At 72.6% G+C, this 22,470-nt stretch carries 20 protein-coding genes; 12 read left to right on the forward strand and 8 right to left on the reverse strand.

Features of this window, described 5'->3' with window-relative positions:
• The first annotated feature begins 227 nt into the window (after nucleotides 1-227).
• Complete coding sequence (locus tag AB0412_RS19350; RefSeq protein WP_366403786.1) at nucleotides 228-1,097, forward strand: alpha/beta hydrolase; 870 nt, start codon at nucleotides 228-230, stop codon at nucleotides 1,095-1,097.
• A 31-nt stretch (nucleotides 1,098-1,128) separates the two neighbouring features.
• Here the strand turns inward: AB0412_RS19350 and AB0412_RS19355 are convergent, their stop codons facing one another.
• From AB0412_RS19355 to AB0412_RS19365, 3 genes are all read right to left on the reverse strand, one after another.
• Entirely contained in the window at nucleotides 1,129-2,721 is a 1,593-nt protein-coding gene (locus AB0412_RS19355; RefSeq protein ID WP_366403787.1) for a transporter, read from the reverse strand.
• Nucleotides 2,718-3,488, reverse strand: coding sequence for an ABC transporter ATP-binding protein (locus AB0412_RS19360; RefSeq protein ID WP_366403788.1), 771 nt, complete (start codon nucleotides 3,486-3,488; stop codon nucleotides 2,718-2,720). The genes AB0412_RS19355 and AB0412_RS19360 overlap by 4 nt, the downstream gene beginning before the upstream one ends.
• Before the next feature lie 116 nt (nucleotides 3,489-3,604).
• Complete coding sequence (locus tag AB0412_RS19365) at nucleotides 3,605-4,267, reverse strand: bifunctional DNA primase/polymerase (protein WP_366403930.1); 663 nt, start codon at nucleotides 4,265-4,267, stop codon at nucleotides 3,605-3,607.
• Between the two features lie 320 nt (nucleotides 4,268-4,587).
• Between AB0412_RS19365 and AB0412_RS19370 the strand changes: the two genes are divergently transcribed.
• Nucleotides 4,588-5,973 carry a transcriptional regulator gene (locus tag AB0412_RS19370; protein WP_366403789.1) on the forward strand — a complete coding sequence of 462 codons (1,386 nt, stop codon included), beginning with the start codon at nucleotides 4,588-4,590 and terminating at the stop codon, nucleotides 5,971-5,973.
• Nucleotides 5,974-6,174: 201 nt separating this feature from the next.
• Nucleotides 6,175-8,043: a hypothetical protein gene (locus AB0412_RS19375; RefSeq protein ID WP_366403790.1), complete on the forward strand. Its 1,869-nt coding sequence runs from the start codon at nucleotides 6,175-6,177 to the stop codon at nucleotides 8,041-8,043.
• A gap of 21 nt (nucleotides 8,044-8,064) precedes the next feature.
• On the opposite strand, the gene AB0412_RS19380 is transcribed toward AB0412_RS19375, so the two are convergent.
• Nucleotides 8,065-9,378, reverse strand: coding sequence for an ABC transporter substrate-binding protein (locus AB0412_RS19380; protein WP_366403791.1), 1,314 nt, complete (start codon nucleotides 9,376-9,378; stop codon nucleotides 8,065-8,067).
• A 172-nt stretch (nucleotides 9,379-9,550) separates the two neighbouring features.
• Here AB0412_RS19380 and AB0412_RS19385 point away from each other — a divergent pair, with 172 nt between their 5' ends.
• Together AB0412_RS19385 and purU are read left to right on the forward strand one after the other, a co-directional pair.
• Nucleotides 9,551-9,997, forward strand: a complete 447-nt coding sequence (locus AB0412_RS19385) for a hypothetical protein (RefSeq protein WP_366403792.1) — start codon at nucleotides 9,551-9,553, stop codon at nucleotides 9,995-9,997.
• A 47-nt stretch (nucleotides 9,998-10,044) separates the two neighbouring features.
• Nucleotides 10,045-10,926: a formyltetrahydrofolate deformylase gene (gene purU, locus AB0412_RS19390; protein ID WP_366403793.1), complete on the forward strand. Its 882-nt coding sequence runs from the start codon at nucleotides 10,045-10,047 to the stop codon at nucleotides 10,924-10,926.
• A gap of 116 nt (nucleotides 10,927-11,042) precedes the next feature.
• Here purU and AB0412_RS19395 read toward each other — a convergent pair whose 3' ends face one another.
• Both AB0412_RS19395 and AB0412_RS19400 read right to left on the reverse strand, forming a co-directional pair.
• Entirely contained in the window at nucleotides 11,043-12,344 is a 1,302-nt protein-coding gene (locus AB0412_RS19395; RefSeq protein ID WP_366403794.1) for a zf-HC2 domain-containing protein, read from the reverse strand.
• Nucleotides 12,341-12,940, reverse strand: coding sequence for a sigma-70 family RNA polymerase sigma factor (locus tag AB0412_RS19400; RefSeq protein WP_366403795.1), 600 nt, complete (start codon nucleotides 12,938-12,940; stop codon nucleotides 12,341-12,343). The genes AB0412_RS19395 and AB0412_RS19400 overlap by 4 nt, the downstream gene beginning before the upstream one ends.
• Before the next feature lie 366 nt (nucleotides 12,941-13,306).
• Between AB0412_RS19400 and AB0412_RS19405 the strand changes: the two genes are divergently transcribed.
• Nucleotides 13,307-13,687 (forward strand): STAS domain-containing protein, encoded by a 381-nt coding sequence (locus AB0412_RS19405; RefSeq protein WP_366403796.1) that lies wholly within the window; start codon nucleotides 13,307-13,309, stop codon nucleotides 13,685-13,687.
• Nucleotides 13,688-13,865: 178 nt separating this feature from the next.
• Complete coding sequence (locus AB0412_RS19410) at nucleotides 13,866-14,378, forward strand: EF-hand domain-containing protein (protein ID WP_366403797.1); 513 nt, start codon at nucleotides 13,866-13,868, stop codon at nucleotides 14,376-14,378.
• Here the strand turns inward: AB0412_RS19410 and AB0412_RS19415 are convergent.
• The gene (locus tag AB0412_RS19415) at nucleotides 14,362-15,891 is read right to left on the reverse strand and encodes an AMP-binding protein (RefSeq protein WP_366403798.1); all 1,530 of its coding nucleotides are present in this window, start codon (nucleotides 15,889-15,891) and stop codon (nucleotides 14,362-14,364) included. The genes AB0412_RS19410 and AB0412_RS19415 overlap by 17 nt on opposite strands.
• Before the next feature lie 87 nt (nucleotides 15,892-15,978).
• On the opposite strand from AB0412_RS19415, the gene AB0412_RS19420 reads away from it, so the two are divergent.
• The 4 genes from AB0412_RS19420 to AB0412_RS19435 all read left to right on the forward strand — a co-directional run bounded on the left by AB0412_RS19420 (nucleotide 15,979) and on the right by AB0412_RS19435 (nucleotide 20,105).
• Complete coding sequence (locus AB0412_RS19420) at nucleotides 15,979-17,172, forward strand: amidohydrolase family protein (RefSeq protein ID WP_366403799.1); 1,194 nt, start codon at nucleotides 15,979-15,981, stop codon at nucleotides 17,170-17,172.
• A gap of 3 nt (nucleotides 17,173-17,175) precedes the next feature.
• Nucleotides 17,176-18,309 (forward strand): acyl-CoA dehydrogenase family protein, encoded by a 1,134-nt coding sequence (locus AB0412_RS19425; RefSeq protein WP_366403800.1) that lies wholly within the window; start codon nucleotides 17,176-17,178, stop codon nucleotides 18,307-18,309.
• A 5-nt stretch (nucleotides 18,310-18,314) separates the two neighbouring features.
• Nucleotides 18,315-19,190 (forward strand): acyl-CoA dehydrogenase family protein, encoded by an 876-nt coding sequence (locus AB0412_RS19430; protein WP_366403801.1) that lies wholly within the window; start codon nucleotides 18,315-18,317, stop codon nucleotides 19,188-19,190.
• A gap of 453 nt (nucleotides 19,191-19,643) precedes the next feature.
• The gene (locus tag AB0412_RS19435; protein ID WP_366403931.1) at nucleotides 19,644-20,105 is read left to right on the forward strand and encodes an ATP-binding protein; all 462 of its coding nucleotides are present in this window, start codon (nucleotides 19,644-19,646) and stop codon (nucleotides 20,103-20,105) included.
• A 411-nt stretch (nucleotides 20,106-20,516) separates the two neighbouring features.
• Here AB0412_RS19435 and AB0412_RS19440 read toward each other — a convergent pair whose 3' ends face one another.
• The gene (locus tag AB0412_RS19440; protein WP_366403802.1) at nucleotides 20,517-21,443 is read right to left on the reverse strand and encodes a cyclase family protein; all 927 of its coding nucleotides are present in this window, start codon (nucleotides 21,441-21,443) and stop codon (nucleotides 20,517-20,519) included.
• A gap of 108 nt (nucleotides 21,444-21,551) precedes the next feature.
• On the opposite strand from AB0412_RS19440, the gene AB0412_RS19445 reads away from it, so the two are divergent.
• Entirely contained in the window at nucleotides 21,552-22,427 is an 876-nt protein-coding gene (locus AB0412_RS19445; protein WP_366403803.1) for an SDR family NAD(P)-dependent oxidoreductase, read from the forward strand.
• Nucleotides 22,428-22,470: the final 43 nt, after the last annotated feature.

Genomic DNA, 22,470 nt, shown 5'->3' on the forward strand with positions numbered 1-22,470 from the left:
GAGCCCCGAGCTCTCAGGGTCATTCCCCTCGGACCGATTTCCCCGAGCGGTCCGCCTCCCGCTGAACATCTCCCCTGGTCCGCGGCGATCAATCCTGGTCGGGGGTCACTCGAACGAGGGGTGTTGCCGGCCGAGACGGCATTTTCGAATGCGCATTCGATAATCTGGGGCGGTACGACAGGCAGGGCAAGCACGGCGGACCAGCGAGCTTGGGGGGTGCCAGGAGAATGGCGCGACGCATCGGCGTGACCGGAGCGGACGGCGTACGTCTCGCCGCCTGGGAGTTCGGCGACCCGCCCAAGACGGGCACCGATCCCGTGTACGGCGCCGCCCCGGGCGTGCTCTTACTGCACGGCCTGATGGGCCGCGCCTCGCACTGGGCGTCCACCGCCCGCTGGCTCGCCGAGCGGTACCGCGCGGTCGCCCTCGACCAGCGCGGCCACGGCCGCAGCGACAAACCCCCGCAGGCCTCCTACAGCCGCGACGCCTACGTCGACGACGCCGAGGCCGCCCTCGAACAGCTCGCCCTCGCGCCCGCCGTCCTGATCGGCCACGCCATGGGCGCCCTGACGGCCTGGCAGCTCGCCGCCAAGCGTCCCGACCTGGTCCGCGGAGTGATCATCTGCGACATGCGGGCCTCCGCGCTCGGCGCGGCCTCGCAGCGCGAGTGGGCCGAGTGGTTCAGGGCCTGGCCGGTTCCGTTCGCCACGCTCGCCGACGTCCGCAAGTGGTTCGGCGAGGACGACCCCTGGGTGGAGCGGCCCAATCCGGCCCGCGGCGAGTTCTACGCCGAGGTGATGGCCGAGTCCCCCGACGGCTGGCGCCCGGTCTTCGACCAGGAGCAGATGCTCCGCTCCCGTGAGACGTGGGTGTACGACGCGCACTGGGAGGAGCTGGCCCAGGTGCGGTGCCCCGCGCTGGTGGTCCGCGGCCTCGACGGCGAGCTCGGCCGCGCGGAGGCCCAGGAGATGGTCCGCGTCCTGCCCCGCGGGCAGTACGCGGAGGTCGCCGACGCCGGCCATCTGGTCCACTACGACCAGCCGGAGGGCTGGCGTGCGGCGATCGAACCGTTCCTGGACTCGCTCCGCACCACCTGAGCCCCCCGACGCGCTCACGCCTTGCTGACCCTCACCCCTTGCTGACGGCCGTGAGGATCTCCGGCAGCCGTCGCGCGGTCTGCGGCGCGGCCAGCCGCAGGCCGAGCAGGGTCAGCGCCGCCCCGTACGCCGTGCCCACCGGCAGCAGCAGCCACAGCAGATCGTCGCCGTCGGCGCTGATGTTCCACCAGATCGTGAGGGCGATGACCGGCGCGCACAGCACCGCCGCCGCGATCATGCCGCCGAAGATGGAGATCCAGGCGAGCCCCGTCTGCCCCGGTGCGACGTTCTTGTAACCCTCTTGCGGGATGGAGTACGGGAAGCGGGCCGACGTCCACGCGCCCGTGGCGAGCATCGCGCCGAGCAGCGCGAAGGACAGGCCCAGTGCCTCCGGCAGCCGCTCCCAGTCGCCCAGCATCGCCGTCGTCAGGACCGTGACGAGGGCGGCGTACGGCAGCGTGATCAGCAGCAGCGCGTACGCGCGGGCGCGCAGTTCGACGTAGGCGTCGCGCGTGGAGGAGATGGTCATCGCGACCATCCAGAACGCGGACGTGTCCTGACCGAACTGGTTGTACATCTGGATGCCGAGCATCCCGGCGGCGAAACAGGCGAAGTACACCGAGCCGGTGCCCTGCCAGGCGTTGAACACCGGCACGATCAGCCCGATGGCCAGCGAGGTCACCCAGGCCGCCTTGGTCTTCGGATCACGCCACACATAGCGCAGGCTGCGCTCCATCGCCGTACCCGTGCGGCCGGGGGGCAGCAGCCGGGCGAGGCCGCCGCTCGCGTGCTCCCGTACGGCCGTCTCTCCGGTCTGCAGGGTGGAGCCGTCGGGCGCGGTCATCAGCCTCGTCAGCGACCGCGACCACAGGGCGAGCAGCACCGCCAGGGCCAGCGCGCTCAGCGCCAGTTGCGCGAGGGCGACCCCGTACGACCCCTCGCCCACCGTGTGTACGGCACCGATCGCGGACGCCGGCGGGATCCACCGCAGCACGTCCGCCACCGGGTCGAGCTCCCCGAGGCCGGAGGAACCGAGCCGCTGCGCACCGAAGTTGACCACCTGCGCGCCGACGGCGATCACCAGTCCGCTGAGCACGGCCAGATCCCGGCCCTTGCGGCTGGTCAGCAGCCGTACGTTGGCCGCGGCGACCGCCCGTGCGAGTGCCACGCACACCAGCAGTGCCAGCGGGACGGCGAGCAGGCCGACGGCGAAGGCGGCACCGCCGTGCGCGACGGTGATCACCGAACCGGCGAGCATGCACAGCGTGAACAGCGGTCCGATGCCGACCAGCGAGGCCGCGAGCAGCGCCCGCACCAGCGGGCGGGGCCGCAGCGGCAGCATCACCAGCCGGGTCGGGTCCAGGGTCTCGTCGCCGCTCGGGAAGAACAGCGGCATCACCGCCCAGCCCAGCCCGAGCACCGCGACGAGCAGCACGATCAGCGACTCGGCGTGACCGACGCCGCGCAGCGCGATCAGGCCGATCAGCTGGAGCGCGGCGAACAGCAGCGTGACGACGGCGGAGGCGATGTAGGCGGCCTTGCGGCCACCGGACTGCCGCAGGCCGTTGCGCAGCAGCGACAGCTTCAGCCGTACGACGACGGGGGTGATCGCGGGCGCGCTCACCGGGCCCCGCCGCCCAGCCAGTCGAGGTCGGAGGAGGCGTCCCGCCCGTCCGCCCCGACGAGTTCCAGGAACGCCCGCTGGAGGGAGGGCGCGGCGCCGCGCACCTCGGCGAGCGGACCGTGCGCCCGGATCCGCCCGGCGGCCATCACCGCCACCCAGTCGCACAGCGACTCCACGAGCTCCATCACGTGCGACGAGAAGACCACGGTCGCCCCGGAGGCGGTGTACCGCTCCAGCACGCCCCGGATGGTCTGCGCGGACACCGGGTCGACGCCCTCGAACGGCTCGTCCAGGAACAGCACTTCGGGATTGTGCAGCAGCGCCGCGGCCAGCCCGATCTTCTTGCGCATGCCGGTCGAGTAGTCGACGACCAGCTTGTGCTGGGCACCGGCCAGGTCGAGGACGTCGAGCAACTGGGTGGCCCGCTTGTCGACCTCGGCACCGGGCAGCCCGCGCAACCGCCCCGAGTAGGCGAGCAGTTCACGCCCCGACAGCCGCTCGAACAGCCGCAGCCCCTCGGGCAGCACCCCGATCCGGGCCTTCACCTCCACGGGGTCCCGCCAGACGTCGTGCCCGACGACCTCCACGGACCCCTGATCGGGCCGCAACAACCCGGTCACCATGGACAAGGTGGTCGTCTTCCCAGCCCCGTTCGGCCCGACGATCCCGATGAACTTCCCGGCGGGCAGTTCGAGATCGATCCCGGCAACAGCGACTTGCTGCCCGAACCGCTTCCAAAGCCCACGCACACTTACGGCCGACGTCATGGAGGCCAACCTAAAGGGGCGCGGGGCTCTGTCCAATATGCGGCTCCGCCGCGTGGGCGCGACAAGCCACAGACAACCCGCAGCCGCGAAAGACGATCAACCAGGCAGACGAGCCGCTACCGATCCCGCCCGCACGCATAAGCCAGCGCCGAGATCAACTCCTCCGCATCCGGCAACCACCGATTCGCAGGCGTAGGCCGGCAGGCCCACTGCACGGCCCCCCGAGACCCCACCCGCGTGGGCGGCGCGGCCACGTACGCCCCTTCACCGAGCACGGCCAGATCGAGAGACGGCAGCGACCAGCCCAGCCCCCGCACCAGATCCGGCACCTTCGCGGCAGCGCCCGGCAGCACGAAGAACTCCATCCGCCGCGCCGGCGTCACCGTCACCGGCCCCAGTGTCAGCTCCATCCGCTCCATCCGCGCCAGCGCGAGAAACCCCGCCGTCTCCGGTACGGAGATCGCGTCGAACGTCCGCCCCGTCGGCAGCAGGATCGACGCCGTCGGCTGCTTCTGCCACATCCGGCGGGCGACGGTCGCACTGCCCGTCGCCTGCGTCGGCCAGTCGGTCCGGGCCGGGTGCGCGCCCGGCGCGGGGCACGCCGCGTCACCGCACGAGCAGCGCTGCACCCCGTCGGCGGCCTCCAGCCAGGTGCCCGGGAACACGTCCCAGTGACGCTCCTCGGCATAGCGAACTGCGGTGTCCAGCAGCGATTCCCCGCGCTGCTTCGGGATCTGTGCGGCCTGGGTGCCCGGGATCGTCTCTTCCACGATGAACACAACTACGCCCGTCACCAGGGGTTACGCCTTGGCGCGTGCGCGGGGGCGGAGCACCGGCTCCGCATCCGGGGCGCATGGGTGCACGGGTGGGGGCGCGCGGGAGGAACGGCGCCCGCGGGTGGGTAGCCACGAGGGGGGCCGGCGAGCGAGTCCGCATGCCGTCACCCCGGCAATCCTCATAAGTCCCGCATTTTCGGCAGATCGGCGGGGCATTGATCTTCACGGGCCGGAGCTTCTCGCCGGGACGTGAGGAGCACGGCCACGGAAGAGCACGTCAACTCGGTGTGTGGGCAGGCACCGTAGCCACAGGGGGTTACGCCATGGCCGCAAGGCCTCTCGTCGCGCGGCAGCCGAACGAGCGGTTGCAGGCGCTCATCCAGGAAGCCGGATGCTCCAACGCCGGGCTGGCCCGCAGGGTCAACATGTGCGGTGCCGAGCACGGCCTCGACCTGCGCTACGACAAGACGTCGGTGGCCCGCTGGCTGCGCGGCCAGCAGCCACGGGGCCGCGCACCGGCGATCATCGCGGAGGCGCTGGGCCGCAAGCTGGGCCGTACGGTCACGATCGACGAGATCGGCATGGCCAACGGCAAGAACCTCGCGTCGGGTGTCGGTCTCCAGTTCTCGCCGACGGTGCTGGGGGCCATCGAGCAGGTCTGCGAGCTGTGGCGCAGCGATGTGGGCCGGCGGGACTTCCTGTCCGGCTCGGCCGTCGCCGCCTCGGCGCTGGTGGAGCCGAGCCGGGACTGGCTGATCTCCACGCCCGACGCGCAGGTGGCGCGCTCGGCCGGGCCACGCGTGGGCCGGTCCGACGTGGCGGCCGTGCGGGACATGACCCGGGCCCTGGTGGATCTCGACCACCAGTACGGCAGCGGGCATGTGCGGCCGGTCGTCGTGCACTACCTCAACAGCGTCGTCTCCGGGCTGCTGTCCGGGTCGTACCGGGAGACGGTGGGGCGTGAACTGTTCGCCGCGGTCGCGCGGTTGACCGAGCTCGCCGGGTACATGGCCGTGGACACCGGGCAGCCGGGGCTCGCGCAGCGCTACTACATCCAGGCGCTGCGGCTGGCCCAGGCGGCGGGCGACCGAGGATACGGCGGTTATGTGCTCGCCGCGTCCATGAGTCATCTGGCCGCGCAGCTCGGAAACCCGCGTGAGATCGCGCAGTTGGCGCGTGCGGCACAGGAGGGCGCGCGGGGGCGCGTGACGCCCCGCGCGGAGGCGATGTTCCACGCCGCGGAGGCGCGCGGGCACGCGTTGATGGGCGACGCGCGCGCCGCGCAGACGGCGGTCGGGCGGGCGGTGAGCGCCATGGAGGCGGCCGATCCGGCGTCCGGGGACGACCCCGTGTGGATCGCGCACTTCGACGAGGCGTATCTGGCGGACGAGCTGGCGCACTGCCACCGCGATCTGGGGCAGGCGGAGGCGGCGGCGCGGTGCGCACGCGAGTCGCTGGCCGGGCATCCCGAGTCGCGGGCGCGGCGGCGGGCGATCGGCTATGTGCTGTTGGCCACGGCGCAGGTGCAGCAGCGGGAGATCGAACAGGCCTGTGCGACGGGCCTGAAGGCGGTGGAACTCCTCGACGGGCTCAGGTCCAACCGGGGCGCCGAGTACCTGGAGGACTTCCAGCAGCGCCTCGAACCGTTCGGAGAGGAGCCGGTGGTGCGGGAGTTCGGGGTGCGCACGGGGCTGCAGACGGCGGCGTGAACACGGAAGGAACGGGCGGGTGAACGCGCGGACAACGGGCGGCCGGAGCGCGGGAGGTGACATGAACAGCGTGCCGTGAGGCGGTTCTGTTACTGCGCTCACAGGGCAGGAGATCACGTCCTGTGCTGCGTGGCACCGGGCTCCGGGGACCCGGTAGCGTGACCCGACGATTCACAAGGTCCCCCATTGGTAGGAGTCCCGGTGACGCAGAGTGGACAGGGCGAGGAGCCCTCGTCGCGCCCGGCGCGCGAAGGCATCGTGCTGCCCTCCGACGGCGGTGAGCCCCTGCTGCCGGGCATGACGAGCACCCCGTCCGGCACCGCACCGGCCCAGCCGTCCGCCCAGCCCCCCGCCTCCGCACCCCCCGGCGGCCAGACCTGGGGCCAGCCGTGGGGCCCCGACCAGGGCCCGCACCAGCAGCCCCCCACCGCGCCCCCCGGCCAGGACTGGCAACACCCCCAGTCCTCCGCCTCCGCGCAGTGGGACACCCAGCCCCCGGCGTCCTGGAGCGGGAGCGCCTCCATCCCGCACCAGCCGTCCGCGGGGCAGCAGGGCGCCCCCGGCCCGTATCAGCGGCCCGCGGGGCAGCCGGGCCCCGGCCCGCTTCCCCCCGAGGGCGCCCCGCCGCAGACCCCCGCCCCTCACTCCTCCTCGTACGACCACAGCGGCGCCCCGCTGCCGCACCAGGGCCCGGGCCCGCTCCCGCCGGCGGGCGGCGTCCAGGGCGCCGGCGGCGCGTCCGCGCAGCCGGGCGCCGGGCAGGCCGGCCACGGTGCTCCCACGCAGCACGGCGCCGGTGAGGGACATGGCGCCGGCGGGCACTCGGCCGGACCCGGCTCGCCCGACGCCCAGGCCGGGTACGGGGCGCCGGGCAGCCACGCCTACGGTGCCTCCCCCGGTGCCGCCCCGCTGCCGCCCGTGTCGCCCGAGGGGGCGACGCAGTACTTGCCGCCCGTTCCGGGCGGGCCCGCGCCCGACGGGGCCGACGGGGCCGACGGGGCCACTCAGTACATACCGCCGGTGAGCGGCGGTGGGGCCGACGAGGGGGCGACGCAGTACATACCCCCGGTCGGCCCGGGCGCGCTGCCGCCCGAGATGCCCGCCGGGCAGGACTCCGAGGAGACCCGCTCCCTGCGGCGGCCCCCGCAGGCCTCCCCGCAGGTGCCCGTCGGCAACCCCGACGCCGAGGCCACCCAGTACATCCCCCCGGTCACCGGCCAGCCCGCCGGACCGCCCTACGGCGCCGCGCCCGGCGACGGCAACCGGCAGCCGCCGGCCGAGTTCGACAACCTCTTCCGCAGCGACAGCGCCGGGAGCCCCGTCGGGTCCACCCAGCAGCTCCCGCGCATCGAGGAGCCCCAGCCGCCCCGGCCGGCGCGGGCCGTGCGTACGCCGTCCGGCGGAGGCCGGGGCAGCCGCGGTGGCCGTCCCGGCTCCCGGGTGCCACTGCTCGCGGTGGTCGGCGTCGTGATCGCCGCCGTCGGCATCGGCGCGGGCGCCCTGCTCGCCGGTGACGGCGGGGACGACGGCGGCGACGAGAACCAGACGGTCTCCGCGACCGCCCCCGCGAGCGAGCAGGCGTCCGCCTCCCCCTCGCCGTCCGCCGATCCCGTCCGCGAGCAGGCCGTGGCGCTGGACAAGCTGCTCGCCGACAGCGGTGACAGCCGCAGCACCGTGATCAAGTCGGTGGCCGACGTGAAGGCGTGCCGCAATCTGCCCCAGGCGGCGAAGAACCTGCGGGCCGCGGCCAAGCAGCGCACCCAGCTCGTCACCGACCTCTCCCGGCTGTCCGTGGACAAGCTGCCCCGCCACACGGAGCTGACCACCGCGCTCACCAAGGCGTGGCAGGCGTCGGCGGCGGCCGACAACCACTACGCGGTGTGGGCCGACCAGGTCGCCGGTGCCAAGGGCAAGATGTGCAAGAAGGGCCAGGCGCGGGCGACCGGCCAGACCCAGGCCGGGAACCGGGCCAGCGGCACCGCGACCGCGGAGAAGGGCAAGGCGGCCCCGCTGTGGAACGCGATCGCCCGGCAGTACGGCCTGACCGAGCGCCAGCCGACCCAGCTGTGACGGCCCCCCGGAGTGGGGGCCTCACGCCAGGTCGGCCGCCTGGAGCGTCTTCGTCACGTCGGTGAAGCCCTTGCGCGCCGCGACGAGCCGGCCGTCCCGCACCACCTGCTGCGTCACGTGGGCGTTGACCATGCGCGGGAAGCCGACGGCGGCCAGCTCGTCCTGGGACTCCCACTGCAGGGTGGGGGTGAGTCCGCCCGTGGTGACCTTCAGGCCGCTGTCCAGCGCGTCGGTGACCGTGTCGGCGCTCACCTCGCCGTCGCCGAGCGACTCGACGACCTGCTTGAACACGGTGTAGGCGATCCACGTGGTCTGCACCCCGGCGTCCGCGGGATCGATCCGGTTGTCGCCGAACGCCTCCTGCTTGATCACGTCCTTCATCGCGTCCCAGCGCTCGTCGCTCGCCTGCGGGTACCAGCCGGTGACGTACGAGCCCTCGTACGGCCCCGACGCCCCGCCGGACGCGTCGATCGTGGTCTGGTCGACGCTGCCCAGCACGGTCGCCGTGCGCACCTCCGGGTAGTCCTCGCGGGCCCGGCGGAAGGAGTCCATGAAGGTGCCCGTGCGGTCTCCGAGTGCGGGCACCACACATCCCTGCCGGGTCGGATCGGTGGTGGTGCGCTCCAGGGCCAGCTGGGCATGGCCGTCGTACGCGGTGGCGTCCTCCGCGGCCCGCTGGTCGCCGGCCGGGTCGTGGCCGCCGGCCGTCAGGCCCGAGTCGAGCAGCGGCGGCAGCTGGTCGCCCGCGATGGTGTCCGGCCGGATCAGGGTGACCGGCCCGCAGCTGTCCGCGAGGGTCCGGCCGAGTCCGGCCAGCAGCACCGGCTGCCCGCCGTTGACGGGATAGGACAGAGGGCTGGTGAACTCGTTGTTGGTGATGCCGTAGCCGCCGATGTACGGGATGCCGGCGCCCTCGAGGGCGGGCAGGAAGGAGTCGGCGTGCTGGCTGTAGGAGCCGACGACGGCGACGGCGTTCTCCTCGATGGCGCGCCCGGCGCACCGCGAGGCGGCGACGGTGTCGTTCTGGTCGTTGCAGGTCAGGACCTGGAGCTCGCGGCCGTTGATGCCGCCCTGGGAGTTCACCCAGCGGGCGTAGGCGCGGGCGAACGCGGGCATACCGGGCTTGTTGGTGGTGTCGGTGTTCTCCGGGGCCCAGGTCATCACGATGATCGGGTCGTCGTCCCCGGAGCCCCCCGTGACACCGGGGACGATCCCGCAGCCGGTGGCGAGCGACACACACGCCACCAGTGCGCCCGTGGTCAGGGCACGGGCTCTGACGGGCCGGGTGAGGAGGCGGGGGAGGAACGTGCTGCGGTTGCGTCGCCTGCCGGTCATGGACACGCACGATTCCGTCACATGGCCAACCTTGAGATGACCCTTGGTCAACGGGTGGTGACGTGGAGGTGAATTACGGGGTCCGTGGTGAGACGCGCGGGGCCGAAACGTACGATCGACGACCGTGCAAGGTTCGGAGAACTCTTCCCGTCGCGGCCGTCGCTCCTCCACCATGGGCGGCATGCCACTCAACGACATGCCGTGGTGGCGCTGGCGCAGCAATGTGCGCTCCGCGCTGCACATGCTCTCCGACCCCGTCTTCCAGCGGGACGTCTGGCTGGCCGGGGTGGACGGCTACGGTGACGTCACCGACGCCGTGTACCGGCTGGTCGAGGACACCTGGCTGGACAACTGGTCCGCGGAGAAGTACGTCGGCACGATCTTCCGCGACTCGCAGGAGGCGGCGCTCGTCGACACCGCGGTGCTGCGGGTGCTGCGGATCATGCACCAGGTCGGGCCGGACGCGCCGGTCACCGCCTACCTGGAGAACGCCGGGTGGCCGGAGGCGGTGCGGGCCGCGCGGGACGCGCATGTGCGGATGGCCACGAGCGACGGGGAGGACCCGGACGCTCCGCCGCGCACCCTTGAGGTGCTGCGGATCCTGACGCGGTCCGCTTGACGGGACGGTCCCTCCTGCCTGGAGGCGGGTGTGGGACCCTTTTCTGCATGAACGAGCAGTCCACCCGAGCCGCGGCCCCGGCCGACCAGTACGTCCTCACTCTGTCCTGCCCCGACAAGCAGGGCATCGTGCACGCCGTGTCGAGCTACCTGTTCATGACCGGCTGCAACATCGAGGACAGCCAGCAGTTCGGCGACCACGACACCGGACTGTTCTTCATGCGGGTCCACTTCTCGGCCGAGGCGCCGGTGACGGTGGAGAAGCTGCGGGCGAGCTTCGCGGCGATCGGTGACTCCTTCCAGATGGACTGGCAGATAAACCGCGCCGACGAGAAGATGCGGATCCTGCTGATGGTCAGCAAGTTCGGGCACTGCCTGAACGACCTGCTGTTCCGGGCGCGGATCGGGGCGCTGCCCGTGGAGATCGCCGGGGTGGTGTCCAATCACACTGACTTTGCCGAGCTGGTGGCTTCGTACAACATTCCCTTCCACCACATTCCGGTGACGAAGGACACGAAGCCGGAGGCCGAGGGGAAGCTGCTGGAGATCGTGCGGGAGGAGAAGGTCGAACTCGTCGTCCTCGCCCGCTACATGCAGGTCCTCTCCGACGATCTGTGCAAGCAGCTGTCCGGGCGGATCATCAACATCCACCACTCCTTCCTGCCGAGCTTCAAGGGCGCGAAGCCGTACCACCAGGCGCATGCGCGGGGTGTGAAGCTGATCGGTGCGACGGCGCACTATGTGACCGCGGATCTCGACGAGGGGCCGATCATCGAGCAGGAGGTCGAGCGGGTGGGGCACGACGTCACGCCGGATCAGCTGGTGGCGGTGGGGCGTGACGTGGAGTGCCAGGCGCTGGCGCGGGCCGTGAAGTGGCATGCGGAGCGGAGGATTCTGCTGAACGGGCGGCGGACGGTCGTTTTCGCCTGAGAGCTCGGGTTCATCCGTGGTCGGGCGGCTGCGAGTGGTGTGTGGCTGATCGTGCGGGGAGCTGCGCGACCAGCCCCCACTCAACCGCAGCCGCCGGCGAAACAGCAGACCCACCCCTACATCCGGCTCAAGCTCGCCGCCGCCAACAGCACATCCCTGATCGCCTGCCGATCACCCACTTGCCCCGCCGCGGCCTCCATCGGCGGTACATGACCCGCGGCCAGACGACAGAACTCCGCGCCGTCCAGCGCGACATGCGCCACCTCATGCTCGGCGGAGCCCTTCGCCGCAGGCGAGTCCAGCGGGATCAGCCACTCCCCACCGCCCGACCCCTCGATCTCCAGCCGCAGACTGCGTCCGGGCTCACCGGCGGCGACCAGACGCCGTTCCACCGGTGAGGCGAGCCCCGACCGGCGCCGCGCCTCCAGCACCGTCGGCAGCAGACGCGCCGCCAGGTCGACCATGCGGTGCAGATGCCGGCCGGAGGGCGGGTCGTAGGGGTAGTCCACCGCGTCGGCGATGTCCTCCGCGTGCACCCAGCACTCGAAGGCGCGGTCCAGCATCGCGTCGTGCAGCGGCAGCGCGAAGTCGCCGTACGGCACCGTCATGCGGCCGCGTGCGTCCTCGCCGCCCGTGAAGGACACCGTGCGCACGAGGTTGTGGCTCTGCTCGCGCCAGGGCGCCCGCACGGAGCGGGTGGGCGGGAAGTGCGCGGCCCGCCAGTACGCCTCGGTGCGGGCCGCCGGGGTGGGCCGCTCGGCGGTGACGTCGCCGAGCGGGTCGTCGAGGCCGAGGGCGACGGCGACGAGTCCGTCGACGGTCATCAGGTGGGCGATGACCCCGGCGACGGTGGTACGGCGACTGGTCGCCTCGTCGGCCTCGTACCAGCGCAGCCGCACCGGCGCGTGCCACTCCGCGTCGCCGAAGTCCTGGAGCAGCGCGTCCAGGCGCGCGGTCTCGGCGTCGTAGGCGGCGGCCCACTCGGGGACGGGGATGCGCGGCGGGCGCCGCTCCAGGCAGGACTCCAGGACGCGGGTGCGCAGCGCGGGGTTCAGGTCGAGGCTCTCGGGACGCTGGAGCAGGCCGACCGCCTCCCGCAGCCGCAGCGCCTCGTCGGCGCAGGCGCCGCACTCCCCGAGATGCTCCTCGACGGCCGCGGCCTCCTCCGGGGCGCAGGCGGCCAGCGCCCACGCGCCCAGCAGGGATTTCAGCACCGGATGGTCCAGCACCAGTGGCTCCACGCCGCTCTGCGCTCCTGTCCCCGTCTCGGGTGTCCCGGCCTCGGGTGCCCCGGCCTCGGATGTCCCGGTCCCGGGCAACGGCCGCCCGCTGTCCTCCACGGAGTTCCGGGGGAGAGGTATGCGGGGCGAGGGGTCCGGGTCGTCGTACGGCTTGAAGTCGTCACCGCCCTCCGTCATGCCGCACCCCCGATTCCGGGCGGGGTGCCCGGAGAGCCCGTCGCTCCCGGAGCGGCGGTGTCGTGCGCCGTGGCCAGCAGCTGGAGGCCGAGGCGGAGCCGGCGGCGGGCCTCGTCCTCGGTGACGCCCAGGTCGGCGGCGGTCTGGCGGTAATCCCGGCGCTTGAAGTACGCCGATTCCAGCGCGGCGCGCAGCGGGGCCGGCATGGACTGGACGATGTAGTCCGCGCGGGCGGCCACCGAGGCGTGGCGCACCTTGCGCTCCAGGTCCTCGGTGCTGCCGGGGCCGCCGCGGGCGAGCGCCGCGGTCTCGGTGGCGCGCAGGCGCTGGACGGCCAGCCGGTGGGTCAGCGCGGCGACCCAGGTGCGCAGCGGTTCCCGCTTGGGGTCGTAGGCGTCGGGGTGTTCCCAGACGTGGGCGAAGACGTCGTGGGTGATGCCGTCGGCGGCGTGCTCGTCGCCGAGGACGCGGTGGGCGAGGCCGTGGACGAGAGATGCGAACCGGTCGTAGAGCTCACCGAGGGCGGCCGCTTCCCCGCGGGCGAGCCGCTGCTGCATCTTCCGGTCCCAGCGGGGCGGTACCTCCCTGGTCGCCATATGGCCCCTCACCCCCAGTTCCTCCCCTGGCACCCCGGCCCGGTGCCGCGCCGCCCGGATCCAGCGTGTGCCCGCCGTCTGAACGAATGTAGTCGGCACGCCCGACAGTTCACGCCCCCTTGCCGCAATGTGCGCCCCCTGCCGGGCCGCAGATGGTATGGGCCTGCCGGTGCGCATGTCGGAGCTGTTCGAGCGGCGCCTACCCCACCGCGCAGCGATCGGAACCGATCGAATCGGATCGAAGCCGACTGAAACAAGCCTTTTCTGTTCGGTAACCGTTTCTCCGCCCGTGTTTCAGGGAACCGCCGGTGGGCAGCCGCGCAGCAAGGAAGCGTAGGTACTGCTTCCGTTTCGAGAGCGAGGGGCGTGGTGGTGAGTTTCAAAGTGACCGACGAGGAGCAGGGCGACTGGGCCGTGCTCCGGGTGTCGGGCGAACTGGACCTGGTGACCTCCCCGGTGCTGCGCCAGCGGGTGCACGACGTCGTAGCCGACGGCAGGCACAGCCTGGTCCTCGATCTCTCCGAGGTGTGGTTCTGCGACTCCAGCGGCGTCGGCGTGCTGATCGCCGCCCGCCGGCTGCTGCGCTCCTGCCAGGGCACGCTCCGGCTGATCCTGCCCGCCCAGGGCGCCGCCGACGGCAGCCACGTCAACAAGGTGCTCGGCGCGCTCGGCGTCCGCCGCCTGTTCGACATACACCCGGACGTCACCTCGGCCGTCTCCGACGACTCCCGCCCGCTGTCGGCCTAGCGCCCCGGCACCCGGCGGGATACGCCCGCCCCGGCTGTGGCCCGTGCCACGTCGGACACGCAGTTGTCGCGGAATTTCACCGGTCTTGGCACAAGCGTCGTTTCCGTGCTCCCCGGCCCTCCCGGACGACGTACGCTCCGAGCGAGACGACCCCGACCTAAGGCGGCCTGAAAAAGACATGGTCACCAGCGAGTACGAGCGCAGGATCGCGGCCCGGTTCGCCACCTTCGACCAGGACGGCAACGGCTACATCGACCGCGAGGACTTCAGCGGAGCGGCCAAGGCGCTGCTCGCCGAGTTCGGCACCGCTGCCCGTTCCGACAAGGGCCAGGCCCTGTACGTCGGGGCCGAGGCGTTCTGGCAGGGCATGGCCGGCATCGCGGACCGCGACGGGGACCAGCGCATCACCCGCGAGGAGTTCGTGAACGGCGCGGTCAAGCGACTGCGGGACAACCCGGACCGGTTCGCCGAGATCGCCCGCCCGTTCCTGCACGCGGCCCTCGCCGTGGCCGACACCGACGGTGACGGCGCGGCCACCGTCGAGGACACCGCCAGGGTCCTCAAGGCGCTCGGCGTCCCCGAGGACACCGCCCGCGCCGCCGCCGGCACCCTCGACGCGGACGGCGACGGCAGGATCGTCGAGGAAGAGATCGTCCGGGCCTTCGCCCGCTACTTCACCGTCCCCGAGTAGCACCCGGGGCGGCACCGCCGGCGTAGCGCTCCCGCAGCTCGTACTTGAGCACCTTGCGCAAGGTCTGCCCGCGCGGAAGGGCGTCCACCACCTCCAGCCGCTCCGGCAGCTTGTGCACGGACAGTCCTTCCGCGCGCAGATACGCCGTCACCGCGTCCAGTGACAGCGCCCGCGCTCCCGGCGCCCGCTCGACCACCGCGCACACCAGCTCCCCCCGCTCGGCGTCGGGCAGCCCGATCACCGCGACGTCCTGGACCGCCGGGTGCCGGTGCAGCAGGTCCTCGATCTCCCTGGCCGAGATGTTCTCGCCCTTGCGGATGATCATGTCCTTCAGGCGCCCGGTGAGCACCAGATGCCCGCTCGCGGTCAGCCGCCCGAGGTCACCGGTGCGCAGGAAGCCCTCCTCGTCGAACGCCTCGGCCGTCTGCCCGGCGTCCAGATAGCCCCGGCACACCGCCTCCCCGCGCAGCCGGATCTCCCCGTCGACGATCCGTATCTCCATGCCGTCGGGCGGCCGGCCCTCCGTGGTCGCCAGCTGTTCGTCGGTGTCGTCCGGCGACCCCATGGTGATCATCGGCGCCTCGGTCATGCCGTAGCCGTGGGCGAGCCGCACCCCCATCTCCCGCACCACGGCGTGGTACAGCTCCGGCGGCCTCGGCGCACCGCCGCCCGCGAGCAGCCGCAGCGTCGGCACGACCGGCGTGCCCGGCCGTTTGCGCTGCTCGGCCAGGAACATCGAGTAGAACGCCGTCGACCCGCCCGCGATCGTCACGCCGTGCGCCCGGTACTCGGCCAGCGCGTCCGGCAGCGCGAACCGCTCGAACAGCACGGCCGGGAAGCCGTACAGCAGCAGCATCACCGTGTAGTCGGGGCCGCCGATGTGGGCGTAGGGGAAGGCGATCGAGCCGACGTCGGCGGGCGTCGGACGCAGGGCGTGGGCCAGGCAGGAGCCGCCCGCGATCAGGGAACGGTCGGTGTGCAGCACACCCTTGGGTGCCGACGTGGTGCCGGAGGTCCAGTAGATCCAGCGCACCTGCGTGCCGTCGGCCGGCGGCGGGGGCAGCGCGGAGGGATCTCCGTCGGGCAGGTCGTCGTACGCCTCGAAGATCCCCCTCGCGCCGAGCCGCCGCGCCATCTCCGTATGGTCGAAGCCCCGCCACACGCCGGGCACGGCCACGTACTCGGCCCGCGACTCGCGCAGCGCGAAGCCGACCTCGCGCTCCCGCAGGTAGGGGATGAGCGGGCTCTGCACGGCGCCCAGGCGGGCCAGCGCGAAGGACAGCAGGGCCGTCTCGATGCGCGTCGGCAGCTGCCAGGCGACCACCGTGCCGGGACGTACGCCCAGGGCGTGGAGCCCTGCGGCCACCCGCTCGGCCCGTTCGCGGAAGGCGCCGAACGTGAGCGCGCGCTCGCCCTGGAGGAACAGCGGGCGGTCGGGGGTGAGGCGGGCGCGGCGGTCGAGCAGTTCCCACAGGGTGCGGGAGGAACTCAGGGAGTGCGGGGTCTCGTTCATGGGTGCTCCCTGCTTGGCTGACGGTTCGTCAGATGGGATGCTATCTGACGGTTCATCAGATCAGTACCGTCCGGCGGAGGGGACCCCATGACCACGGAACTGCCCCGCATCATCAGCGTCGACGACCATGTGATCGAGCCCGCCCACCTCTTCGAGACCTGGCTGCCCGCGAAGTACCGCGACCGCGGGCCCAAACCGCTGACCGCCGGCATCGGGGAACTCGCCTACGTCGGCGGCAAGTACCGGATCACGATGGATCCCGACGGCCCGCCCACCGACTGGTGGATCTACGAGGACCTGCAGTTCCCGTACAAGCGCAACATCGCCGCCGTCGGCTTCGACCGCGACGAGATGACCCTGGAGGGCATCACCCGCGCGGAGATGCGCCCCGGCTGCTGGGACCCCGCCGAGCGGCTCAAGGACATGGACCTCAACCACGTCGAGGCCTCCCTGTGCTTCCCCACCTTCCCCCGCTTCTGCGGGCAGACCTTCGCCGAGGCGCACGACAAGGAGGTCGCCCTGGCCTGCGTACGCGCCTACAACGACTGGATGGTCGAGGAGTGGTGCGGGGACAGCGGCGGCCGGCTGATCCCCCTGTGCCTGATCCCTCTGTGGGACGTGGAGCTGGCGGTCGCGGAGATCCGGCGCAACGCCGCCCGCGGGGTGCGGGCGGTGACCTTCTCCGAGATCCCCACCCACCTCGGGCTGCCCTCGATCCACTCCGGCTACTGGGACCCGTTCTTCGCCGCCTGCCAGGACACCGGCACGGTCGTGAACATGCACATCGGGTCCAGCTCCCAGATGCCCGCCGCCTCCCCGGACGCCCCGCCCGCCGTCCAGGCATCGCTGTCCTTCAACAACGCGATGGCCTCGATGATGGACTTCCTCTTCAGCGGCGTCCTGGTGCGGTTCCCGCGGCTCACCCTCGCCTACAGCGAGGGCCAGATGGGCTGGATCCCCTACGCCCTGGAGCGCGCCGACGACGTGTGGGAGGAGCACCGCGCCTGGGGCGGCGTCCGCGACACGGTCCCCGAGCCGCCGTCGACGTACTACTACCGGCAGATCTACTGCTGTTTCTTCCGCGACAAACACGGGATCGCGTCCCTGGACGCCGTCGGCCGGGACAACGCGACCTTCGAGACCGACTATCCGCACGTCGACTCGACCTTCCCGCACACCAAGGAGGTCGCCCTCGACCATGTGAAGGGCCTGGACGACGAGACGGTGCACAAGCTGATGCGGGGCAACGCCATCCGGATGCTCGGCCTGGACCTCGCCTAGCCCATGGACCTGACGTACACCCCCGAGGAGGAGGACTTCCGCGCCCGGCTGCGGGAGTGGCTGACCCGCGTGCTCCCCACGCTGCCCCCGGCCCCGGACCCCGGCGACTGGCCCGGACGGCGCGCCTACGACCTCGGCTGGCAGCGGACGCTGTACGACGCCGGGTACGCCGATGTCCACTGGGACAGCTCCCCGACCCTGCGGCTGATCTTCCTGGAGGAGACGGAACGGGCCGGGGCGCCCTATGTGGGCGCGAACTTCGTCGGGCTGCTGCACGCGGGGCCGACCATCGCCGCCGAGGGCACGGCCGCACAGCGGGAGCGCTGGCTGCCGCCGATCCTGCGGGGCGAGGAGGTGTGGTGCCAGGGATTCAGCGAACCGGACGCCGGGTCCGACCTCGCTGCGCTGCGCACGCACGCGTGGCGCGACGGCGAGCACTACGTGGTGAGCGGTTCCAAGATCTGGACCTCGCACGCCGAGGTCGCCGACTGGTGCGAGCTGCTGGTCCGGACGGACCCGCGGGCGCCGAGACACCGGGGCATCACCTGGCTCGCGCTGCCCATGGACGCGCCGGGCGTGACCGTACGGCCCCTGAGGACCCTCGCCGGGCCGGCCGAGTTCGCGGAGGTCTTCCTCGACGAGGTGCGGGTGCCGGTGACGAACCGGGTCGGCGCGGAGAACGACGGCTGGCGCGTCACCATGGTGACCCTGTCCTTCGAACGCGGCACGGCCTTCGCCGGCGAGGTGGTGGCCTGCCGCCGCGTCCTCACCGAACTGGCCGCCGAGGCCCGCGGGAACGGGCGCTGGGACGATCCCGCGCTGCGGCGCCGGCTGGGCAGGCTCAACGCCGAGTTCCGGGCACTGTGGCGGCTGATCCAGTGGAACGTCAGCGCGGCGGAACGACCGGGCGCGGTGCCCGGAGCCGGCGCTTCGGTCTTCAAACTGAGGTACTCGCACGCGCGCCAGGAGCTCTACGACACCGCGGCCCGCGTCCTCGGCGCGGACGCCCTCGATCTGGGTCGGCCGTGGACGCGTGACCGGCTGAGCTCCCTGTCGTACACCATCGCGGCCGGTACCTCGCAGATCCAGCACAGCATCGTCGCCGAGCGGATCCTGGGCCTGCCGAAAGGACGGTGAACGGCGTGCGCTTCCACCTCACCGACGACCAGAAGGCGCTCCGCGACGGCGTACGGCAGCTGCTGGACCGCCGTTTCGACCGCGCGGCGCTGCGGGCGGCCGTGGACCGGCCGGGGCGGCTCGACCGCGGGCTGTGGCGGGCGCTGGGCGAGGCCGGCTTCTTCGCGCTGCGGCTGCCCGAGGCGGACGGCGGCGTCGGACTCGGGCTGCCCGAGGCGGTGTTGGCCTTCGAGGAAGCGGGGCGCGCCCTGCTGCCCGGGCCGCTGGTGGCGACGCACCTGGCGGCCGGTTCCGTACCGGGCGCGGCGCGCGGCGAGAGGGTCGTCGCCGCCGTCGACGGACCGCTCGTGGAGTGGCTGGACCAGGCGGACGTGGTCCTCGGCGACACCACCGGGGCCGTGCCGCTCGACTCCGTGGACCCGCTGACCCCGCTGCACCGGGCGGGGCGGCCGGGGACCGCCGACCCCGTGGCGGTCCTCCTCACCGCCGCCGAGCAACTCGGCACGGCCACGCGCGTGTGCGAGCTGGCGGCGCAACACGCCCGGGCCCGGGAACAGTTCGGACGGCCGATCGGCGCCTTCCAGGCGGTCGCCCACCTGTGCGCCGGAATCCTCGTCCGGGTCGAGACCGCCCGTGCGGCGGTCTACGCCGCCGCCGTCACCGCCGACCCGGCCGACATCGCCACCGCCCGGCTGCTCGCCGACGAGGCCGCCGTGCGCGGCGCCCGCGACTGCCTCCAGGTGCACGGCGGCATGGGGTTCACCTGGGACTCGGACGTGCATCTGCATCTCAAGCGCGCCTGGCTGCGCACCCATCGTGCGGGTGGAGTGACGGAGAGTGAGGAGCTTCTCGCCGTCGATCTGACCGCCCGTGAGGGCTGAACCGCCTCCCGCCTGCACTGCTGCCGCGCGGACCCGTGCCGGATGTCGCGGATCGTGGCATCGCGTGATCACGGAGCGTTGATACCGGGTTGTGTCCTGCGGGCGACTCGTCACGGCCCGGAGTCGGAGGTCCGCTCGGGTACCTTGTGTGAGATGCGAGTGGATGTGAGCGCGCGCCGTGCGGTCCGGCCGACGGTTGCCGCCTGTTCGACTCCCCACGGCGAGCGTCGCACAGTATGCCGCACGGGTACTCCTTCGCGCTGGAATATGCCCGAAGCGCTTGTTGGCGTGACTGTACGTCAACCATGCTGTCCCACAAGGGATTCACGTTCCGTGACCCCTGTCCCGGCCGTTGTTCTGGCCATGCAGAAAATGGCTACGATCGTGGCCCTCGTGAGGCGCGAGTCCAAGTGTCCGCCGGTTCGGATGGTGTGAGCGGTGCAGGTGCTTCAAGTGCAGCTGGAGATCCGGCCCGACCCCGCTGAGGTGGGACGGGCCCGGCGGTGGGCCCGCTCGCGTCTGGCCGGGTCCGGGATAGAGGCCGACGAATCCCTCACCGAGACCCTGATCCTGCTCGTCTCGGAACTCGTCACCAACGCCGTGGTGCACACCGGCTGTCCGGCCGTCCTGCGCCTGTCCCTGCCCGGCGGTGCGGCCGACGAGGCCACCGTCCGACTGGAGGTGGCCGACCGCAGCGGCCGGGCGCCGGTCCCGCGCTGTGTGGACGGCGAGGCGACCGGCGGACGCGGACTCGCCCTCGTCGACGGTCTCGCCGACCGCTGGGGCTGGAGCTCCGAGGACACCGGCAAGCGCATCTGGTGCGAACTCGACCGCTGCCCCGACGCTCAGGCCACCGCGCCGGCCTGCGCGGGCGGGACGGCGACGTACGACGGGCTCGCGTACGAAGCGGTGTGAGGCCCTGCCGGGGGGCGTGAGCGCGAGGGCGCGCCGTCCGGGTGCCGCGGCGGCGTCGGCGGGTGCACAGGGGCACGGCCGCTGGGCCGGGCGAGGCGGGGGGTGAGGCGGTGCGCCGGGCATGCTTCCGTGCGCGGTGCGGTCTGAGCTGGGCGTATGCGGTCCCGCACCGGTCATCCGGTGTCTCGTCATTGACGTGACGTGACCGTCTGATCACGCTGGTCGTCAGCGATTCGCCGCGAGGGGACGGCGAGGGCTTCGACGGAAGTCCTCGGCGAGTGTGGGTCGTGATTCGGCGCGGATTCCCTCGGGGGCAAGGGGGATCAGGGCGGGAGCGCCGAAGGCAGGAAGCGGGCGGCGCTGCCGTGCTCTGGGCGGACAGCGCCGCGCCGCCGGCGGCGGGACACCGGGTCAGAGGAGGGCGACCGGTGCGACGGGGGACCCCGTGCCGCCGGTGAACGGCTCGGGTGTCGCCGACAGCAGGAAGGCGTGGCGGCCCGTTTCTCCACAGGCTGTGGACAACTCTTCGAGATTCCAGTTCTGCCCCTGCGGCATCCCCATCTCCACCAGGTGCAGGGCATGCACCGGCAGCCACAGGTCCGGCACCTCCGGCGGGAAGACCTCGAAGGTGAGGGTGTCGCTCGCGACGGCCGCGACATCCCGGGCGTGGAACCACTCCGGTGCCCGGATCGACAGGCCGGGCGAGGGATGGGCGTAGGCGTGCCGGTCCCCGCCGAGACACAGCCGTATCTGCCCGGTCCGCACGAGCACGATGTCACCGGCCCGCACCCGCGTCCCCGCCAGTTCCTCGGCCGCCTCCAGGTCCTGCGGAGTGACCGCGTGCCCGCCGTCCAGCCGGTCCGTGCCGAGCGCGCGGGCGACATCGAGCAGCACCCCGCGCGAGACGAGATGCCGCATCGTGCCGGCACCGGCGAAGGCGGCACCGGCGTGTGCGGTGACGGTTCCGGCCGGGCGGCCGTTGTAGAGCAGGCCGGAGTGGGAGACATGGGCGAGCGCGTCCCAATGGGTGCCCGCCTGCAGCCCCATGGTCACCGCGTCGTCGCTGCACGCGACCGATCCCGGGCCGAACAGCTCCTGGTTGATCTGCACCATGACGTGCAGCGGATCGACCCGGCCCGGGATCGCGCCCGTCTGCACCCCCTGCCGGCGCAGCGGTAGTGCGAGCGGTACGCGGCGGCCCGTGCGGACGCAGGCGGCTGCCTCGCGGACCACCTCGTCGGTGATCAGGTTCAGCGTGCCGATCTCGTCGTCCGGCCCCCAACGGCCCCAGTTGTTCACGCGCTTGGCGATGTCGTGGAAGGCGGCGGGCAGCGACATGGGTCCGGTCCCTCCGGGGGGTTGTGCTCGGCCGGCTGACGGGTCGTAATGTTCGGGTACTCGTATCTAACGATCCGTCAGAAACCGTGGGACGGGAAGGGGACCGGCGTGGGGAACTTCTTGTCGGGCAAGGTCGTCGCCGTCACGGGCGCCGGCCGGGGCATCGGCCGCGCGGTCGCGCTCTCCGCGGCCGGCGAAGGGGCACGGGTCGTCGTCAACGACTACGGGGTGGCCGTCGACGGGTCCGCGCCGACGAGTGAGGTCGCCGAGGCGGTGGCCAAGGAGATCACGGCGGCGGGCGGGGAAGCGGTCGCGGTGGCCGACGACGTCTCCACCATGGCGGGCGGCCGGCGGGTGGTCGACACCGCGCTGTCGGCGTACGGGCGGCTCGACGGGGTGGTGTGCGTGGCGGGGATCCTGCGCGAGCGGATGCTGTTCAACATGACCGAGGAGGAGTGGGACTCGGTTCTCGCGACGCATCTGAAGGGGACCTTCACGGTGTTCCGGGCGGCCTCGGCGGTGATGCGCCGGCAGCGGGCCGGGACGCTCGTCGGATTCACCAGCGGTGCGTTCCAGGGGTCGGTGTCCCAGGCCAATTACAGCGCGGCGAAGGGCGGGATCGTCTCGTTGGTGCGGAGCGCCGCGCTGGGCCTGCACAGGTACGGGGTGACCGCGAACGCGGTGGCGCCCGTTGCCCGGACGCGCATGTCCGTGCGGGTGCCCGCGGGGCTGTCCGGGATCGGGGAGCCGGAGGACGTGGCCGCGCTGGTGGTGTACCTGCTGTCGGACGCGGCGAAGGGGGAGGGGATCACCGGGCAGGTGTACACGGTGGCCGGGCCGAAGATCGCGGTGTGGGGGCAGCCGAGGGAACTGCGTTCGGCTCACCTGGAGGGCGGTTCCTGGACGCCGGGCAGGATCGCCGAGGTGCTGCCGGGGACGGTCGGGGTCGATCCGATGCCGTTGCTGAAGGGGCCGGGGGGCTGAGAGGCCGGGGGCGGGTGTGCGTCGGCGGGTGCGGGTGCGTGGT

The organism is Streptomyces sp. NPDC052012 (genome assembly GCF_040689265.1).
Classification (GTDB): Bacteria; Actinomycetota; Actinomycetes; order Streptomycetales; family Streptomycetaceae; genus Streptomyces.

Excerpts from the sequence above, each read along its gene's own strand:
- AB0412_RS19350 (WP_366403786.1), top strand. The coding sequence starts at position 228 with ATGGCGCGACGCATCGGCGTGACCGGAGCGGACGGCGTACGTCTCGCC.
- AB0412_RS19360 (WP_366403788.1), bottom strand. The coding sequence starts at position 3,488 with ATGACGTCGGCCGTAAGTGTGCGTGGGCTTTGGAAGCGGTTCGGGCAG.
- AB0412_RS19370 (WP_366403789.1), top strand. The coding sequence starts at position 4,588 with ATGGCCGCAAGGCCTCTCGTCGCGCGGCAGCCGAACGAGCGGTTGCAG.
- AB0412_RS19380 (WP_366403791.1), bottom strand. The coding sequence starts at position 9,378 with ATGACCGGCAGGCGACGCAACCGCAGCACGTTCCTCCCCCGCCTCCTC.
- AB0412_RS19385 (WP_366403792.1), top strand. The coding sequence starts at position 9,551 with ATGGGCGGCATGCCACTCAACGACATGCCGTGGTGGCGCTGGCGCAGC.
- purU (WP_366403793.1), top strand. The coding sequence starts at position 10,045 with ATGAACGAGCAGTCCACCCGAGCCGCGGCCCCGGCCGACCAGTACGTC.
- AB0412_RS19395 (WP_366403794.1), bottom strand. The coding sequence starts at position 12,344 with ATGACGGAGGGCGGTGACGACTTCAAGCCGTACGACGACCCGGACCCC.
- AB0412_RS19400 (WP_366403795.1), bottom strand. The coding sequence starts at position 12,940 with ATGGCGACCAGGGAGGTACCGCCCCGCTGGGACCGGAAGATGCAGCAG.
- AB0412_RS19410 (WP_366403797.1), top strand. The coding sequence starts at position 13,866 with ATGGTCACCAGCGAGTACGAGCGCAGGATCGCGGCCCGGTTCGCCACC.
- AB0412_RS19415 (WP_366403798.1), bottom strand. The coding sequence starts at position 15,891 with ATGAACGAGACCCCGCACTCCCTGAGTTCCTCCCGCACCCTGTGGGAA.
- AB0412_RS19420 (WP_366403799.1), top strand. The coding sequence starts at position 15,979 with ATGACCACGGAACTGCCCCGCATCATCAGCGTCGACGACCATGTGATC.
- AB0412_RS19425 (WP_366403800.1), top strand. The coding sequence starts at position 17,176 with ATGGACCTGACGTACACCCCCGAGGAGGAGGACTTCCGCGCCCGGCTG.
- AB0412_RS19440 (WP_366403802.1), bottom strand. The coding sequence starts at position 21,443 with ATGTCGCTGCCCGCCGCCTTCCACGACATCGCCAAGCGCGTGAACAAC.